Here is a 15,574-nt window from a genome sequence, read left to right as displayed (position 1 = left end):
CTTAATCTCTTGTTGTCCTCTGCGACCATTTGGAGCCTATATTGGCTCTATTTTTTTGTCGGACAGTTTATATTCTCTCTGTAATAGAGGCTCAAGGCTTATTGTAAACTCGTGGTATGGAAGTTATTGCTTGGTTATCTCTATCAGATAGGCAGTGATATCAGGCAGGAATGTATAGTTGTTGGTAAATATAATGAAATAAATTCATTTAAATCAGGTTCTATAAGATAATAGCTTAATAAAAGCTTGATATAAGGTTTGGTTATGATAGGGCTTGATATTGTAAGCACATCCCGTTTGTTGATTTTTTTGGTAGCTATTGCTTTGTTAGGCTACTTTGAGTACCGGTATCCATATCGAGTCGTGAAAAATAAATGGACGCATCTACTGAGTAACTTTGCACTTATTGGTATAGCAACCGTTATTCTGAGGGTATTATTTAAAGTATTATTACCTCTTTCAGTCGCTATTGTGACAGTTAATAATAATTGGGGGGCGATCCATTGGTTAGGCTTGTCGGAGCTGACAGATAATGTCGTTATGATGATAGGCTGGGTTATTATGCTAGATTGTGCAATTTATTGGCAACATAGGCTGATGCATAAGTTACCCATATTATGGCGTTTCCATAAAATACATCATGCTGATCGAGCGTTTGATTTCTCTACTGGTGTTCGGTTTCATCCAGTTGAAATGATTATTTCAACTTTGTTTAAGTCTTTATTAATTGTCTTGTTAGGTATACCCGTTATTGCTGTAATCATATTTGAAATCTTACTTAGTACCTCGTCGCTATTTGAGCATGCTAATTTTCGTTTGCCAACAAGGGTTGACCTACTATTAAGAAAAATACTGGTTACCCCTAGTATGCATCGGATTCATCACTCAGTAGTCGTAACAGAAACAAACTCCAACTTTGGTTTCAGTTTAAGCTGGTGGGATTACTTGTTTGGCACTTATCGGGATAAGCCTGTAACCAATGAGGCAGTTATGCCCCTTGGCTTAACTCAATATCAACACAGTGATACATCATCTATTAGTTGGATGATGATACAACCATTTAAACGGTCATAGGGCTTGTATTTATGTCTAAAACGAAGTTAATTGTATTGGCAGTAGTGTTTATTGGAGTAGGGGTATTTTTTAGTCTTGACTTGCATCAGCATCTGACCGTTGATGGAATAAAAAGCCTATATGCAGAGCAAATAGGGCCTATGCAAGAAAATAACCCTTATACCCTTATAGCAATATTTTTTGTAATTTATGTGTTTGTAACTGCACTTTCTTTACCTGGTGCTGCAATAATGACCATTATTGCAGGGCTTATATTTGGGTTATTCACAGGTGTTATTATTGTTTCTTTTGCCAGCACAATAGGTGCTACTTTAGCATTCTTAATTTCAAGAACTTTATTAGGCGAGTGGGTGCAGAATAAATTTTCTTCTCACCTTAAAACGATTAATGATGGGGTTGAACGAGAGGGAGGGTTTTACTTATTTACTTTACGTCTAATACCTGCAATTCCTTTTTTTGTAATTAATTTGGTAATGGGGTTAACTCCAATCAGAGTGCTGCAGTTTTTCTTTGTCAGCCAAATCGGAATGTTGCCTGGAACAATTGTTTATGTCAATGCTGGGGCTAGTTTATCAAATATAGAAGAACTATCAGTCACTGGCTTGTTTACCCCAGGCATTATTATTTCATTTTTATTATTGGCTGCATTCCCATGGATTGCTAAAGGTATTATTAAGCTGGTCAAGGTCAAACAGTCTAATTAAAGTGGAAAATAAATTTTTACCTCTTAAGCTAAAAATAAGGTTTTTAATATGAGTAAACAGCCTCAAGCGTTTTCAAAGCCAAGCCAGTTTGATACGAATATCATTGCAATTGGGGCTGGCTCTGCTGGTTTAGTCACTTCCTATATCGCTGCAGCCGTTAAAGCAAAGGTGGCTTTAGTTGAACGTCATAAAATGGGTGGTGATTGTTTGAATACTGGCTGTGTTCCTTCAAAAGCATTAATCCGATCTGCAAAAATTAAACACTATATAGATAGAGCTGAAGAGTTTGGGTTAGAACAGGCTGCTGTTACAGTAAACTTTGCTAAAGTAATGGAGAGAGTACAGCGTGTTATTAAAAAAGTTGAGCCTCATGACTCTATTGAACGGTATACGGGTTTAGGTGTTGACTGTATTACTGGCCATGCTTTAATTAAGTCTCCTTATGAAGTAGAGGTTGATGGCAAAGTCATCACCACAAAAAATATTGTCATTGCAACTGGGGCTCGTCCATTTATACCCCCTATTAAAGGAATAGAAACTATAAATTATTATACTTCAGATACTATCTGGGAGTTGCGTGAACAACCAAAAACGTTACTAGTACTTGGCGGTGGGCCGATAGGTTGTGAGCTGGCGCAAGCATTTTCTCGGTTAGGATCAAAGGTAATTCAACTGGATATGGCTACACGTATTCTGCCGCGTGAAGATGAGGATGTTTCCAGGTTCGTAACTGAAAAATTTCAAGCAGAAGGTATTGATGTTAGGGTAAACCACAAAGCAATAGAGTTTAAGCAACAAGAAAATAAAAAAGTGCTGATAGCTGAATATCAGGGAGAAAATATTGAAATTGAATGTGATGCAGTATTATTAGCGGTAGGCCGCCAAGCAAATACTAAAGGACTAGGTTTGGAAGAATTAGGAGTAGAACTAAACCCACAAGGCACAGTAAAGGTAAATGAATATCTACAAACAAATTATAAAAATATATATGCATGTGGTGATGTAGCTGGCCCTTATCAGTTTACCCATACTGCAGCCCATCAAGCCTGGTATGCCTGTGTTAATGCGTTGTTTGGTAGATTAAAAAAATTTAAGGTCGATTACTCTGTCATTCCATGGGCTACATTTACAGATCCTGAAGTGGCTAGAGTAGGGTTAAATGAGCAAGAAGCGAAAGGTCAAAGAATACCCTATGAAGTGACTTATTATGGTATTGATGATTTGGATAGGGCTATTGCAGATGAAGAAGATCATGGCTTTATTAAAGTGCTTTCTCAACCAGGGAAAGATAAAATTTTAGGCGTCACTATTGTTGGTTATCATGCGGCTGAATTAATAGCTGAATATGTGAGTGCCATGAAACATGGCTTGGGCATGAATAAAATACTCGCTACTATTCATATTTATCCCACTTTGGCTGAAGCAAACAAGTATGCAGCTGGTATGTGGAAGAAAGCACATGTCTCCCCAACAATTTTATCTTGGCTGGAAAAATTTCACCAATGGCAGCGAAGACTATAGTTATTTATTCTGTGCAGGTTTGAAGCACTACGCTTACCCACCCAGTAATGTATAAAAAGTGGACGGGTAAAAGTCGATAAATGACTAGAGTTATAACCTTCACCAACAGTTGATAGGTATATTAGGCCATCTTTACTTGATGGCCGTGCTCAAAAGTCTTTCGTATTCGCTATTTATTAGAGCTTAGCCGTGACTAAGCAAAGCTTTCGAGTTCAACTTGTTGGGTTGTTGAATTAGCTTGAGAGGAGTGAGACTCAATGATAAATAATAGTAACTCCTCAAAGTTATCGCTTGGAAGGTTATAAAAGGATGCTAATAACATAGCTTCAAGTACAGTAAACCATGCCCATTGGAAGAAGCCTTGTTGGCTTTTATTCGTTAAACTTGAGTAGTTCTTCTTAAGAAATTGTTCATGTTTTTTAATAAGCAATAGCGCCATTTCTGTTTCACTATTATTACACCCATTGTGACATAAAGAAACACTTCGTTTATTCATTGCGGCTCCAAAACATAATATCCACTAACTAACATTGCTTTAGCAAGCAAGTTATTGGCCAGTTTTGTTTAATCTGTTGTATAAATTTTCAGAAATACTAGAATAATAAAAAATTAATTAAGCCGCTTACGGGGTCTAGCTACTTTGCCTTCTATTTTTGAGGTAATCGCTATATCTACAGAAAAAGCTAGAACAGTATGATTAGTAATATTATCAAACTCTAAACTGGGCTCGTGAATATTCAAAATAGCATTAGCAGCTGGCGATAAAATTACAGATGTTACTAATGATAGTATGCAGATCCAACTAGAAAGCTTTTCCATGGCTTATACCTCTTCCTCTTTTAAGTTTAACTGCAATAGTTACAAAATGCCTTTATTTGAAAAACTAAATAATAATTTGTAAAAGGAGGAATAAACGGGTTAGCTATATGCGGTATAAGAGGTATGGTGACTTTAATAGATATTTCTCGATTGTGTATGTTTTATTTGTTAACCTTGCTAGTAATATACCAATAAAGGCTATTTCCTAATAGCATTAAATCTTCAACAACTATTTTGTGATGAAGCTCTAATGTATTTAGGTGATAGACGACTTGTATACTCTAATAGTGATTTATATCCTATTTGGCTATATGCGGTAATAAATTATTGGTATCAGTAGCGATAGTAAGTTTTAAGACAGGGTTAAGCTAAAAGTTTAAACTATTGCCAAAAATTTTTCGGTGATGGGATTGAGTTAAAGTCTATATAATAATATTGTCCAGCCTTCAACTGTAAGGCTGGACAATATTATTATAGTAGATAAATGATCTTGAAAAACTATTTATAAAGCACTTGGATTTATATTTTAGGATTACCTATTAAAAATTTTACAGCTTTATCTCCATTTAATAACCCTAAACCAAATTCATTGCTATTTTTTATTTTATTATTTGTTGTTTCTTTTATTGCTTGTATCACCTGCCACAGGTGAAATGATTTATCTTGGTAAGGGTGATTTTGGTGTGAAGCTTGATAGAGTAAAGCGATAACTGCTGCAAGCTGTGGTGCAGCAAAGGAGCTACCAGATTCAAAATTATCAGTTATTGTTGTGTAAACACCTTCAGCTGGGATAGCTATGCTATGTAACTGAGCTTGTGGCAAATTGCCTGGTACCGTTGCAGTTAAGGAAGTTTGATCAGCAAAAGGGGTTACATTAATTGCATAGAGGATATTTTGTTGATATTGGCTTGAAAAAGGATCAGTTAAAAATTGATTAATAAGCTTAGTATCATAACATGTAATTGCACCAACTTCACCTAAACCTAACCGTTGTCTGATAGGTGATAATTTACCAAATAAATCTGTACCACAGTTTCCTAGTGATTTAGTGATAATTGATTGTTGAGCTAATGTTATCAATAGTTTTTGAAAGGTTGGATCTAACTTATTTTGTTTTTCGAGGAAAGCCCTACTCATATTAACGACAGTTACATCTTGTTGACTGATAATAAATTTTAAAGCTTGGTTATAATTTTTAGTATCTGCACTAATAGGTATGACTTTGGCGTTGGGAGCAATGGACAAAATGATATCTATAACTGCATTTCCATGACTCATTTCTACAGGATTACCAAAAACCTGACTTTTTTCGATGGAAGTATTATGCTGTTGCCTTTGAGTGGCTAATAGAGATTCTTCAAACAGGTCAAAAACAGCTATTTTGGTATTAGTGCCTGTAAAGTTTTTTTGTAATAATTTTATATTTATTTTACTTGATCCAGGGTGCGCATCCCAAATAATATTTTTTATATTATTATGCAATGAAACAAGGGTTGTAATTGCCTGGTTAAGTTGGGGCCGATACTGTGCTTGTTGCTCAGCAGGTAAAAAAGAATATACTAGCAGTACTAAACTTTTAAACTCATTAATGGTGTTAGTCCAATGATATGCTTTATGTTCCACAATTAATGCTGAGCGGTATTGCTGCTGTTTATAATCCAGTAACTTAATATTGATTGAGGACAAGTGAAGTAACTCAACAGCTTGTGTGGTTTCTGTTGAGTAGTATTTTTTAACAGTTGATATGATATCGCTGCTTTCAGTCTCCATCCCCAAAATAGCCATCAATGCTTTAATGGACTCTATATCATACTCCAATTGAGTATTGAGTTTATCATTAAACTCTAGTAAGTACTTATTGATATTGTATTTTTTTTGTACGAAATTTTTTAGCTCATCAAAAGGAAAGCTAAGAGCCATGCTTGGTAGAAGTAATAGAAAATAAAACAGTATAGTCGGTTTGTGCATATATTAAGCTCCTTCTTCTAGTCTAAATTGGTATTATTTTGTAAAGCGATTGCCATGTAACTCTTCTTTAGCATCATTCGCTCTATATAATATACTCAACTTGATTCAATAAACCTAATTTTTTAGTAATAGTGATTGTTGAAACTAGTAAAATATAACTATATTAGTATTTGTTGATGTAGTTTTAGTCGTAAAAGATAAATAATTCTATGTTTTGTGTGATGCCAAAATTAACTGACATTGATAGAGTTGATGTATTTTTTAATTGAACTTTAATTAAACTAATTTTGTGCTACCAGTCATTTATTATGCTTATCTACTCGGTGGGTTTGCGTGATAAATTAATAGTTGAATTATTGGTGCTTGTTGGAAAGTATAAAAAAAATTAGTATTGACTGGTGGGACTATTCTTGAGTCACAATTACTTTAAATTTATCACTAAGCTCAATGTGTCGAAGTTGTTGGCTTGGGACTTACTTAAAACGGTAGCTATTTCAACGTTAGTCATCACAATCACTTTGTGTTTAAGTAATCAGCATGAACAAGTAGGTTTACTGTTGGTATGGAAAATATATATTCCATTATTACCCCTGGTGTTCTTCTTTATACCTAGTGTTTGGCGTAATATTTGTCCTTTGGCTGCTATCAATCAAATACCAAGATTATTTGGTTTATCTAAGCATTACCAGTTACCTAATTTTTTGTTTAATAGTGCTCCATTTATTGGAGGGAGTATCTTGGTAACGGGAATTTTGAGTAGAAAGTATGGTTTGGATAGCAGTGGTGTGACAGTAGCTTTACTAGGGTTATTTACAATGCTGGCTGCATTAGTAGGTGGTTTACTTTTTAAAGGTAAAAGCGGTTGGTGTGGAACGTTTTGCCCATTAGCATCGTTACAGTGGCTTTATGGGCAGTCACCACTAACTAGTATAAATAACCATCACTGCAAGCCTTGTTTATCTTGTGTACAACATTGTATTGATAATGATAAAGGACTTACTGTAGTTAATGAGCTTTATCAAGGAAGTCAATTTAGGGTGAATGCTAGATTACTTTTTATCAGCATATTCCCTGGCGTCATTCTGGCTTTTTTTCTCGGGCCCGAGCAGGTAACGACAAGTAATCAAACGTTATTATTGGTTTATTTTATTGTCTTTCCTGTTTTTAGCTTAATTGTGTTTGTGCTGTTATGGAAAATTGCCTTAATAAGATTAGGTATGTTAACAGGTTTATTTGGCCTAGCAGTATTAATGATATTTTATATATTTAACGGTTCCCATATTCTTGATGGAGTTAATCAACTGACAAAAATTGAGTTGCCTCATGCATTGAGCTATGCTCCTAACTTCATAATTGGCTTTTATTCTATCACCTGGATAAAGAAAGTATATAAACAAGAGAAAGATTATCTCTCAGCAAGGAATAAGGTAAATATAAAAAATAGGATAAGTAAAAATAATCTAATCAATGTGGTTGAACTTGGTAGCAACGATGACATAGTTAAGGTTACCATAGTCAGTAGAAAACAAACAGTTACAATGGCTAAAGGAAGAATTTTATTAGATGCTTTAGAAGAAGGTAATGTTGGTGTACAAGGTAACTGTCGAGTGGGAGGCTGTGGAGCCGATTTAGTCACGATTATTGCTGGAAAAGATAATGTTTCACCGGTTTCAACAACAGAACAAATAACTTTATCTTCATTGACGAAACTATCAACTGCTCGATTGGCTTGCTGTGTAAAAGTATTTGATGATATTTCTATTGAACTAGGTGTAGCTGAGTCATTACCTAAAAACGCTGAAAGTCTTGATTGCAAACAGCTGTCTAAATATCAACAAGGAATGCATATTGTTGTAATAGGTTCAGGAATTGCTGGGTTGTCTGCGGTAAAGTCTCTTCGAGACCTTTCAGATAATTGTAATATTACCTTAATTGGTGGTGAGCCCTATTTACCTTATAACCGAATGAATATTACTCAGTTAATAACTGGAAAAATGGGACTAATAGGTTTTCAATTGCAATCAGAACAATGGTTTTTAAAAAATAAGGTAGATATGTGGTTAAATACACAAGTGATCAGTATTTCCCCTGAAAAGAAGCAAGTTACGCTAGCATTAGGTAAGCAATTTTCTTATGATAAGTTGATTTTAGCCCAAGGTAGCAGAGTTAACCCTCCTACTTTTATTAATAACCAGTTACAAGGAATTCACTCACTGCGTACGGCAGATGATGCTATCGCCATACGCAGTGATATTCAGCAACGTAATTGTAAAGTCGCTGTGGTTGTTGGTACTGGTCCGTTGGGTTTAGAGATCGCAGATTCGCTACATTCGATGGGAATTAAAGTCATTATATTGGAGCGATCCAATCAACTAATGAAGCATCATCTTGATAAAACAGCTGCTATTGTTTTGGCATTGCAATTGCGTAAAAGGCGCTTAAATTTACTATTTAATTCAAAGTTGGAGGAATGTATTGGTAAGGATAATATTAAAGCAGTAAAACTAGATAATGGACGTCAATTGAAATGTGACTTGCTGATATTGGCTACTGGTAATCAACCTAATATAGAGCTTGCAGAAGCAGCTAATTTGAAAACGAGTAAAGGGGTTGTTGTTAATAGGCAGTTGCAAACTTCGAATCCAGATATTTATGCTATAGGAGACTTGGCAGAACTTGAAAACAGTTCGAGAGTTGATGGGCTTTGGTCAGTTGCTGAGAAGCAAGGAAGCCTTGCTGCAAACAATATTTTAGGAAAAATAGAAAACTATCAGCCTGCTGAAAAAATATTGCAATTAAAAATGACTGAGATTGACTTGCTGGTGGTTGGTGAACGCATAAAGGAAGGTGGTCAGTCCATTGTGCTGTTAAACAATAAAAACTACCAATATCGTAAATTGATCATTAGTGAAGGTAGAATTGTAGGGGCTATTTTAATAGGTTACCCTGAGTTAAAACCACTTGTGTTAGCTGCAATAAACCAAAAGCTTAATGTTTCTCCTATTTTAGCAGGCCTTCGAAAAGGGCATTGGATAGCTTCATTTGATAGCTTATTACCGAGTAATGATTTTAAAATACCCTATACTGGTTAATGGCTATTAATGATTGTCTTAGTGGTCAGCAGTTGACTAGTAACTAATAAAAATAAAAAAAACAAGGAGGTTAAACAGTAGCTATGCAATTATCAAAATTGAAAACATTAGGTATCTTACTAATGCCTTTTGCATTAATTGATTATGCAAAGGCTAATTCAATGATGGTTGATTATGCCAAAAAGCAGTTATCTATTTCTAGTGGAATAAATAAGTTGACGGTTGAGGAACAACAAGGCGCTTTCCCATTAATAGCTAACCCAGAGAGCTTTAATGATGGCTTTGATCCTAAACACTTTGGTAAGTGGCAGCAGGTTGAGCTGCATCCATATACAGGGGCAACTTGTGGTAATGGGTCGCCATACAAGTTCTATGTAAATTTGAGTAAGGGGACGACAAATTTAAGTATTAACTTTGAGCCAGGAGGTGCTTGTTGGGATTATCCGAGCTGTAAAGGAGAAAATGGGATTAAAGGGGCGCGAAATATAAATGGAATACCAAATAACTATATGAATAAGGTACAAACTGCTTATTTAACGCCTTTCTTGTACCGTAATCATTATCGAGATGACTTTCCTGCACAAGACTGGACCCAAGTATTTCTGCCTTATTGTACGGGTGATGTACATGCTGGAGATCGAACAGTCATCTATAAAGATCCAGAAGGCAAAGGTAAACCTTATGTATGGCATCATCGGGGAATCCGTAATGCTCGAGCAGTCGTTGCTTGGTTAAGAGAAAATCTTAGTCAGCCAGAGCAAATGCTTACAACAGGCTGTAGTGCGGGCGGTAATGGTGCAATTATAAACTATCATTACCTGAGAAGAGATTTACAGCCGACATATAGCTATATGTTAAATGATTCAGGGCCTGTATTTAATGCATTGGATAATTCTAACCATTGGAAATCTTATCCTGCTCATCTCACCATTCGAAAGTCTTGGGGACTAGACCCTTTAATTGATGATTTAAGCCAAGAGTTAGTAGGATTAACCAAGCAAAACTTAGGTAGTTTTTATGGTGCATTAGCAGACTACTATCCTACAGATAGGTTAGCATATAGTCACTTTAGAGAGGACTTGATCTACTCGGCTTATTCCTATGAGCGGTTTTACCCTGAAATTTATAATCAATCAGATAAAAAGAAACGCAAAAAATTACTTCATAAATATTGGTACCAAGATACTGATAACTTGATAGCTGAGTTGGATAAATATGGTAACTGGGGCTATTTCTTTCCCCAATATAGAGGGTTGGCGGGTAGTCACTGCACGACTATTTTGGAATTTGCGAATAGTGATATTCAAGAAGCTGGCTTAGAATTTAATGACTTTGTTGACAACTTATTTAACCGATCAATGCCGCTTTTAAAACAGGTGGAATATGATGGCTCTCGTGATTTCCAGCGCCCAGTGAGCTGGTTGTATCGTGTTATTAATATTATGATGGGGGTAAATGATTAGGTATGGCTTTCTGAAAAACTGTGAGATAGAAAGTATTAAATAGTGGCCATATTAAGGTTGTTACCTTCTTTGATGTATGGCCACTAACGTTCTATAAAAGCTTAAGATGGTTAGAAAAAATTTTGCGTTGTTTGAATATAAGCTTTTATGAGGAGTTACTGAACTACTGGTTCAGAAGACGTATTTGGCTTAGTAGGATAATATATTTTTGCTCTTAACTCGGCGAGTTGACTAGATATGATGCGTTGTTTTTCAACTTCTGTCAGGTGTGGATATTGCTTGTCTATATTCTCTAATACTGTTATCTCTTGTTGTTGATACTGTTGGTGTTGCTTTTGTAGCAGAGGGTTTGAGTTAGCGTCATCGACTGAATAATATTTAGCCTGAATAGCTTTTGCCTGTTCTAGAATGTCTTGTTCGCTTTTGTTGGGAGAGTGTTCTAATAGCTTAAGTTCTGCTGCTAGCGACTCCTGTTTAGTCAAAGAGTTGTCTAACAAGGCTTCTATCTCTGATAATGTTTGTTCATACTGTTCACTTTCCTCTGATTCACTTTCCAAACGTTGAAATAAAGAAGTTAGCTGCTGACTAGCTTGTGGGTCTGTCAGTGACTGGGCTAGCTCACGTCCTAATACCTCTTGCAGATTATTTGCTATTAGCGGCTCAGCTGCTTTGGTATTACTATCGTTTAATAATTGATCGGCGATGTATAAGCGGTAAAGATTGATTAATAGCTTCTTCAATTCCTTTGGATGATTTTCTGGTAATAAATTCCCAAATAATTCTATGCAGGTGCTAGCCTGAGAGCTGGGACATTGTTTCATTATCAGTTCAAAACTTTGTGTTAACTGTGGCTGGGCCTCAATTGCAGCCTGTAGTAGTGAACTTTTATCATAAGACAGAAGCTGTTTGATAATATGATGGCTAACAGTTATTTTTTTTATGAAAGCTGGTTGTGAAGATAACTGTGGTGACTGCTCAGTCTTATTATTAACAACAGCTTTTGTTGTTTTATAGAGGTTGCTACTGTCGACTAGTGAAAAGGATAGGTAGCCAATTGAGGCACCTGCTGCGATAGCAATAATTGCTAGATTGTATTTTATCATGCTGTCCCTAGCGATTGTGATTAGTTACACCTATAGCTGTTGGTAGTTATTTTTTATTTCTGGTATAGGTGTGTTAGGTCGATAGTTGCGTTAGTAATTATTAATTCATATTAATTTCAACAATTAATTCGTTTGCTAGTGATTCTAAATCTAGGGCAAGTTTTTCTTTATTTATATTGGTTGGTACTTGCAGGGTGGCCTCTGCTTTAAATAACATATCACTAGACATAGGAGCTGGGCTGCACTCAGTTTCTAAGTCTATAACATTTATATGACGCTGCGCTAAAGCAGCTGAAATTTCTTTGACAATACCTGGGTGATCATTTCCAACAAGTTGGAGGGTTACTTGGTAGGTCGTTGTTTGGGGGACTGGAGGCAAGTTGCTAACTTCAAAATGGATATGACAGTTAGTAGATTTAATATTTTCTAGCTGTTTGACGAGTTGATCAGCCATTTGCTCGGGTATTTCTACTCGAACGATGCCGGCGAATTTACCAGCCATTTGACTCATTCTACTTTCTAACCAGTTGCCTTGGTGTTGGCTAATGATGTTAGAGAGGTTTTCTACAAGGCCGGGTTTATCATCGGCAATAATGGATAATATAAGACTTGTTTGCATCAAGAATCCCTCAATAGTACTTATTTAATTGTTGTAAACTGTTTTGATAATAGAAAGAGCTTTCAGTCTATTGACATTACACAGTAATCAAAATAGGGCAAATTGAAAAGAGACTAGCAGCTCTTGTAGATAACTCTTGATAATAGAGCGCTACTATTATGCTAAGCCAAAGTATGGCAGTATGTTATTAAATATGTTGTATTACCGTTAACTGGCCAATTTTTAAAGGTTCGCTGGCTATCTTCTTTATGTAAAGTCGTTTCTTAAGAAGGATGTGTCCTTTAATTTATTCGGCGGTGTAACTTGCAAGTTAAGCCAAATTTGAGTGGATAGAATGGTGCTATGTCACTTCCAACTATACGATTAAAAGCAAAAGCAGATCGCAGGCTCCGGGCGGGGCATTTGTGGATTTTTAGCAATGAGGTTGATGTTAAAGTCACCCCATTTAGTAATTTTGAACCTGGCACTCAGGCTGTTGTGGAAAGCTCTACAGGTAAACCTTTGGGTGTGGCAACAATTAACCCTAATACCTTGATATGTGGGCGTTTAATTAGTCGAGATATTCAGTACAGCCTGACTAAGTCATTTATTGTTCATAAAGTAAATATTGCCTTGTCTTTGCGTGAACAGGTTTTTAGTAAGCCTTTTTATCGTTTAGTTTATGGTGATAGTGATGGGTTACCTGGGCTGATAGTTGATCGCTATGGTGAATATCTAGTAGTACAGTTAAGTACGGCTGGGATGGAATTAGCTAAGGGTGAAATCATTGCTGCTCTTGAGCAAGCGCTGCAACCAAAAGGTATTTTATTTAAAAACAATGGCCAATCCAGAGCCTTAGAAGGGTTACCTGAGTATGTGGAAGTTGTTTCTGGAGAAGTACCTGATAACTTGCAGTTGGAAGAAAATGATGTATTTTTCTTGGCTCCTGCTAAACATGGTCAAAAAACAGGCTGGTTTTATGATCACCGGATGAGCCGGGCCAGGTTACAGAATTATGTAAAAGGTAAGCGAGTACTTGATGTTTTTAGTTATGTAGGTGGCTGGGGAATTCAAGCGGCTAAAGCAGGTGCTTCAGAAGTCGTATGTGTTGATAGTTCCAAATCAGCACTTGAGTTTGTTACTGCGAATGCTGAATTAAATGGCGTAAAGAATACAGTTGAAGCCTTATGCGGTGATGCCTTTGATACATTAAAGCAGCTAAAGGAAAATGGTGAGCGATTTGATATCGTTGTGGTAGATCCACCTGCTTTTATCAAACGTAGAAAAGACTTAACTAATGGAGAACTTGCGTACCGACGAATTAATGAGTTGGCTATTAGGCTAATGGAAAAAGATGGTATTTTACTATCAGCTTCCTGCTCAATGCATTTGAAGCGAGATGTGCTGGTGGATATTTTGCGACAGGCAAGTCGCCATTTGGATCGTAATTTACAGATTATTGAACAGGGATACCAAGGCCCAGACCACCCTGTATTACCAGCTATTCCTGAAACAGAATATTTAAAAGCCTTATTTTGTAGGGTTACATTGATTTAGTAAAAAGGGAGCTTTCGCTCCCTTTTTATCTTAGATTTATCTCAGGCTAATAATTGGCCAGCCTTTGGAGTGAGCTACTTCCCGTAGTGTGTCGTCTGGATCAACGGCAACGGGGTTATCCACTTCCTCTAATAGCGGTAAATCGTTGTGAGAGTCACTGTAAAAGTAGCTGCCATCTAAACTGTGGTTGGTTGCTGTTAGCCAATTATGCAGGCGTTTGACTTTACCTGCTTGAAAGCAAGGAGTACCCGACACTTGTCCAGTATAACGACCATTAAGGAATTCTGGAGTGGTTGCTAAAAGATGATCAACACCTAGACGTTCAGCAATAGGGGAGGTAACAAAGGCATTGGTCGCTGTGATGATTAATAAGTAATCTCCATTACTACGGTGATCATTTAATAAGCTAGCAGCCTTATCCAACATTAGAGGTTCAATTTTTTCCTGCATAAACTGCTGGTGCCACTCATTGAGCTGCTGAGTGCTATGTTGACTGAGAGGCTTTAAGGAAAACTGCAAAAACTCATTAATATCCAGATTGCCATTTAGATAAGCTTGGTAATAGTAGTCATTAGCTTGTTTATAGGCTTCAGCATCAACTATCCCTTGCTCAACCAGAAACTCACCCCAGGCGTGGTCACTATCACCACCCAATAATGTATTATCAAGATCAAAGATTGCCAGTGCCACGCGTAAACCCCATACTCCAAGTAAATTTCGAGTCTGTAAAAATCACCCTATATCAGAATGGCTATAGGTATCGTTTCGTTTTTCTGATATAGCTGAAACCACTATAGCTATAACAAACTAAGATAATATAGTCTTAATAGCCGACAGCTATGTTATTCATAAGCTATATTGCTAAGTGATGCACCCTGTAAAAAAGAGGCATCTAACACTCTTATTTACAGGATGCATCACCTGATGTAAACCATGTTACTGAAGGCGTTTTTAGGTGAAGGCTTATCGATAAGGTGTTAATAGGCTAAGTGGCCTTAGTTATTTTTTTACAGATAGATTCTAAAGTACGTTGCTGAAAGTTGCTGATTTGTGGAACAATGCAGTTAATGTTTACAGATTTCTGATAACGATGCACGCTATGAGTGATAGTCATCGTGAGTTACAACAGTCGACTGGAACAATAGATGCGGACGGATTTAGGCCTAATGTAGGTATAATCCTTGCTAATCAGCATTCCCAGGTATTGTGGGCAAGGCGGATTGGTCAAGATGCATGGCAATTTCCACAAGGGGGGATTCATCCTGATGAGTCGCCAGAAGAAGCTATGTATCGGGAACTTCATGAAGAAGTGGGATTGCAGCCTCAAGACGTTAATATCTTAGCCTGTACTCGGGGCTGGTTGAGGTACCGTTTACCTAAACGATTAGTTCGCCATCATTGCCATCCGATTTGTGTGGGACAAAAACAAAAATGGTTCTTGCTGGAGTTATTAACGGCCGATGATCAGGTCTGCGTTAGTCATACAAATTCGCCTGAATTTGACGGTTGGCGCTGGGTCAGCTATTGGTACCCCTTAGGCCAGGTGATTTCGTTCAAGCGTGAGGTATACCGTCGTGCGTTAAAAGAGTTGGCGCCACGAATGAGTCGACTGAACAATAATAATAACCGTTAGTCCAACCCGGCTACCACAATGGTTAAGGTTGCGGATAGGTAA

The 15,574-nt window shown here is 36.8% G+C and carries 13 protein-coding genes; 7 read left to right on the top strand and 6 right to left on the bottom strand.

Annotation, left to right across the window (positions count from 1 at the left end):
* Positions 1-264 precede the first annotated feature (264 nt).
* The 3 genes from ORQ98_RS05380 to lpdA are packed head-to-tail and all read left to right on the top strand — an operon-like array spanning position 265 to position 3,299.
* On the top strand, positions 265-1,074 hold the full coding sequence (locus ORQ98_RS05380; RefSeq protein ID WP_274687757.1) for a sterol desaturase family protein: 810 nt from the start codon (positions 265-267) through the stop codon (positions 1,072-1,074).
* Positions 1,075-1,085: 11 nt separating this feature from the next.
* Positions 1,086-1,778 (top strand): TVP38/TMEM64 family protein, encoded by a 693-nt coding sequence (locus tag ORQ98_RS29500; protein ID WP_342455182.1) that lies wholly within the window; start codon positions 1,086-1,088, stop codon positions 1,776-1,778.
* 48 nt (positions 1,779-1,826) lie between these two features.
* Positions 1,827-3,299, top strand: coding sequence for a dihydrolipoyl dehydrogenase (gene lpdA, locus ORQ98_RS05375; protein WP_342455181.1), 1,473 nt, complete (start codon positions 1,827-1,829; stop codon positions 3,297-3,299).
* 193 nt (positions 3,300-3,492) lie between these two features.
* Here lpdA and ORQ98_RS05370 read toward each other — a convergent pair whose 3' ends face one another.
* From ORQ98_RS05370 to ORQ98_RS05360, 3 genes are all read right to left on the bottom strand, one after another.
* Positions 3,493-3,795, bottom strand: a complete 303-nt coding sequence (locus ORQ98_RS05370; protein ID WP_274687756.1) for a hypothetical protein — start codon at positions 3,793-3,795, stop codon at positions 3,493-3,495.
* A 113-nt stretch (positions 3,796-3,908) separates the two neighbouring features.
* Positions 3,909-4,118 carry a hypothetical protein gene (locus tag ORQ98_RS05365; protein ID WP_274687755.1) on the bottom strand — a complete coding sequence of 70 codons (210 nt, stop codon included), beginning with the start codon at positions 4,116-4,118 and terminating at the stop codon, positions 3,909-3,911.
* A gap of 519 nt (positions 4,119-4,637) precedes the next feature.
* Entirely contained in the window at positions 4,638-6,086 is a 1,449-nt protein-coding gene (locus ORQ98_RS05360) for a S8 family serine peptidase (protein WP_274687754.1), read from the bottom strand.
* Between the two features lie 410 nt (positions 6,087-6,496).
* Between ORQ98_RS05360 and ORQ98_RS05355 the strand changes: the two genes are divergently transcribed.
* Positions 6,497-9,178, top strand: a complete 2,682-nt coding sequence (locus tag ORQ98_RS05355) for an FAD-dependent oxidoreductase (RefSeq protein WP_274687753.1) — start codon at positions 6,497-6,499, stop codon at positions 9,176-9,178.
* An 83-nt stretch (positions 9,179-9,261) separates the two neighbouring features.
* Positions 9,262-10,641: a pectin acetylesterase-family hydrolase gene (locus tag ORQ98_RS05350; RefSeq protein ID WP_274687752.1), complete on the top strand. Its 1,380-nt coding sequence runs from the start codon at positions 9,262-9,264 to the stop codon at positions 10,639-10,641.
* 155 nt (positions 10,642-10,796) lie between these two features.
* On the opposite strand, the gene ORQ98_RS05345 is transcribed toward ORQ98_RS05350, so the two are convergent.
* Together ORQ98_RS05345 and ORQ98_RS05340 are read right to left on the bottom strand one after the other, a co-directional pair.
* The gene (locus tag ORQ98_RS05345) at positions 10,797-11,744 is read right to left on the bottom strand and encodes a hypothetical protein (RefSeq protein WP_274687751.1); all 948 of its coding nucleotides are present in this window, start codon (positions 11,742-11,744) and stop codon (positions 10,797-10,799) included.
* Positions 11,745-11,844: 100 nt separating this feature from the next.
* Positions 11,845-12,363: a glycine cleavage system transcriptional repressor gene (locus ORQ98_RS05340; protein WP_274687750.1), complete on the bottom strand. Its 519-nt coding sequence runs from the start codon at positions 12,361-12,363 to the stop codon at positions 11,845-11,847.
* 342 nt (positions 12,364-12,705) lie between these two features.
* Between ORQ98_RS05340 and ORQ98_RS05335 the strand changes: the two genes are divergently transcribed.
* A complete protein-coding gene (locus ORQ98_RS05335) occupies positions 12,706-13,899 on the top strand; it encodes a class I SAM-dependent rRNA methyltransferase (protein WP_274687749.1) in 1,194 nt (397 codons plus the stop codon).
* 36 nt (positions 13,900-13,935) lie between these two features.
* Here the strand turns inward: ORQ98_RS05335 and ORQ98_RS05330 are convergent, their stop codons facing one another.
* Positions 13,936-14,589 carry a histidinol-phosphatase gene (locus ORQ98_RS05330; protein WP_274687748.1) on the bottom strand — a complete coding sequence of 218 codons (654 nt, stop codon included), beginning with the start codon at positions 14,587-14,589 and terminating at the stop codon, positions 13,936-13,938.
* Positions 14,590-14,998: 409 nt separating this feature from the next.
* Between ORQ98_RS05330 and ORQ98_RS05325 the strand changes: the two genes are divergently transcribed.
* Positions 14,999-15,532, top strand: coding sequence for an RNA pyrophosphohydrolase (locus ORQ98_RS05325; protein ID WP_274687747.1), 534 nt, complete (start codon positions 14,999-15,001; stop codon positions 15,530-15,532).
* The last annotated feature ends 42 nt before the right edge of the window (positions 15,533-15,574 follow it).

It is taken from the genome of Spartinivicinus poritis (genome assembly GCF_028858535.1).
Taxonomy (GTDB): domain Bacteria; phylum Pseudomonadota; class Gammaproteobacteria; order Pseudomonadales; family Zooshikellaceae; genus Spartinivicinus; species Spartinivicinus poritis.
Note: the sequence above shows the minus strand (reverse complement) of the source record. Positions and strands in the feature narration are given on the sequence as shown.

Excerpts from the sequence above, each read along its gene's own strand:
- lpdA (WP_342455181.1), top strand. The coding sequence starts at position 1,827 with ATGAGTAAACAGCCTCAAGCGTTTTCAAAGCCAAGCCAGTTTGATACG.
- ORQ98_RS29500 (WP_342455182.1), top strand. The coding sequence starts at position 1,086 with ATGTCTAAAACGAAGTTAATTGTATTGGCAGTAGTGTTTATTGGAGTA.
- ORQ98_RS05370 (WP_274687756.1), bottom strand. The coding sequence starts at position 3,795 with ATGAATAAACGAAGTGTTTCTTTATGTCACAATGGGTGTAATAATAGT.
- ORQ98_RS05365 (WP_274687755.1), bottom strand. The coding sequence starts at position 4,118 with ATGGAAAAGCTTTCTAGTTGGATCTGCATACTATCATTAGTAACATCT.
- ORQ98_RS05335 (WP_274687749.1), top strand. The coding sequence starts at position 12,706 with ATGTCACTTCCAACTATACGATTAAAAGCAAAAGCAGATCGCAGGCTC.
- ORQ98_RS05325 (WP_274687747.1), top strand. The coding sequence starts at position 14,999 with ATGAGTGATAGTCATCGTGAGTTACAACAGTCGACTGGAACAATAGAT.
- ORQ98_RS05360 (WP_274687754.1), bottom strand. The coding sequence starts at position 6,086 with ATGCACAAACCGACTATACTGTTTTATTTTCTATTACTTCTACCAAGC.
- ORQ98_RS05340 (WP_274687750.1), bottom strand. The coding sequence starts at position 12,363 with ATGCAAACAAGTCTTATATTATCCATTATTGCCGATGATAAACCCGGC.
- ORQ98_RS05345 (WP_274687751.1), bottom strand. The coding sequence starts at position 11,744 with ATGATAAAATACAATCTAGCAATTATTGCTATCGCAGCAGGTGCCTCA.
- ORQ98_RS05350 (WP_274687752.1), top strand. The coding sequence starts at position 9,262 with ATGCAATTATCAAAATTGAAAACATTAGGTATCTTACTAATGCCTTTT.
- ORQ98_RS05380 (WP_274687757.1), top strand. The coding sequence starts at position 265 with ATGATAGGGCTTGATATTGTAAGCACATCCCGTTTGTTGATTTTTTTG.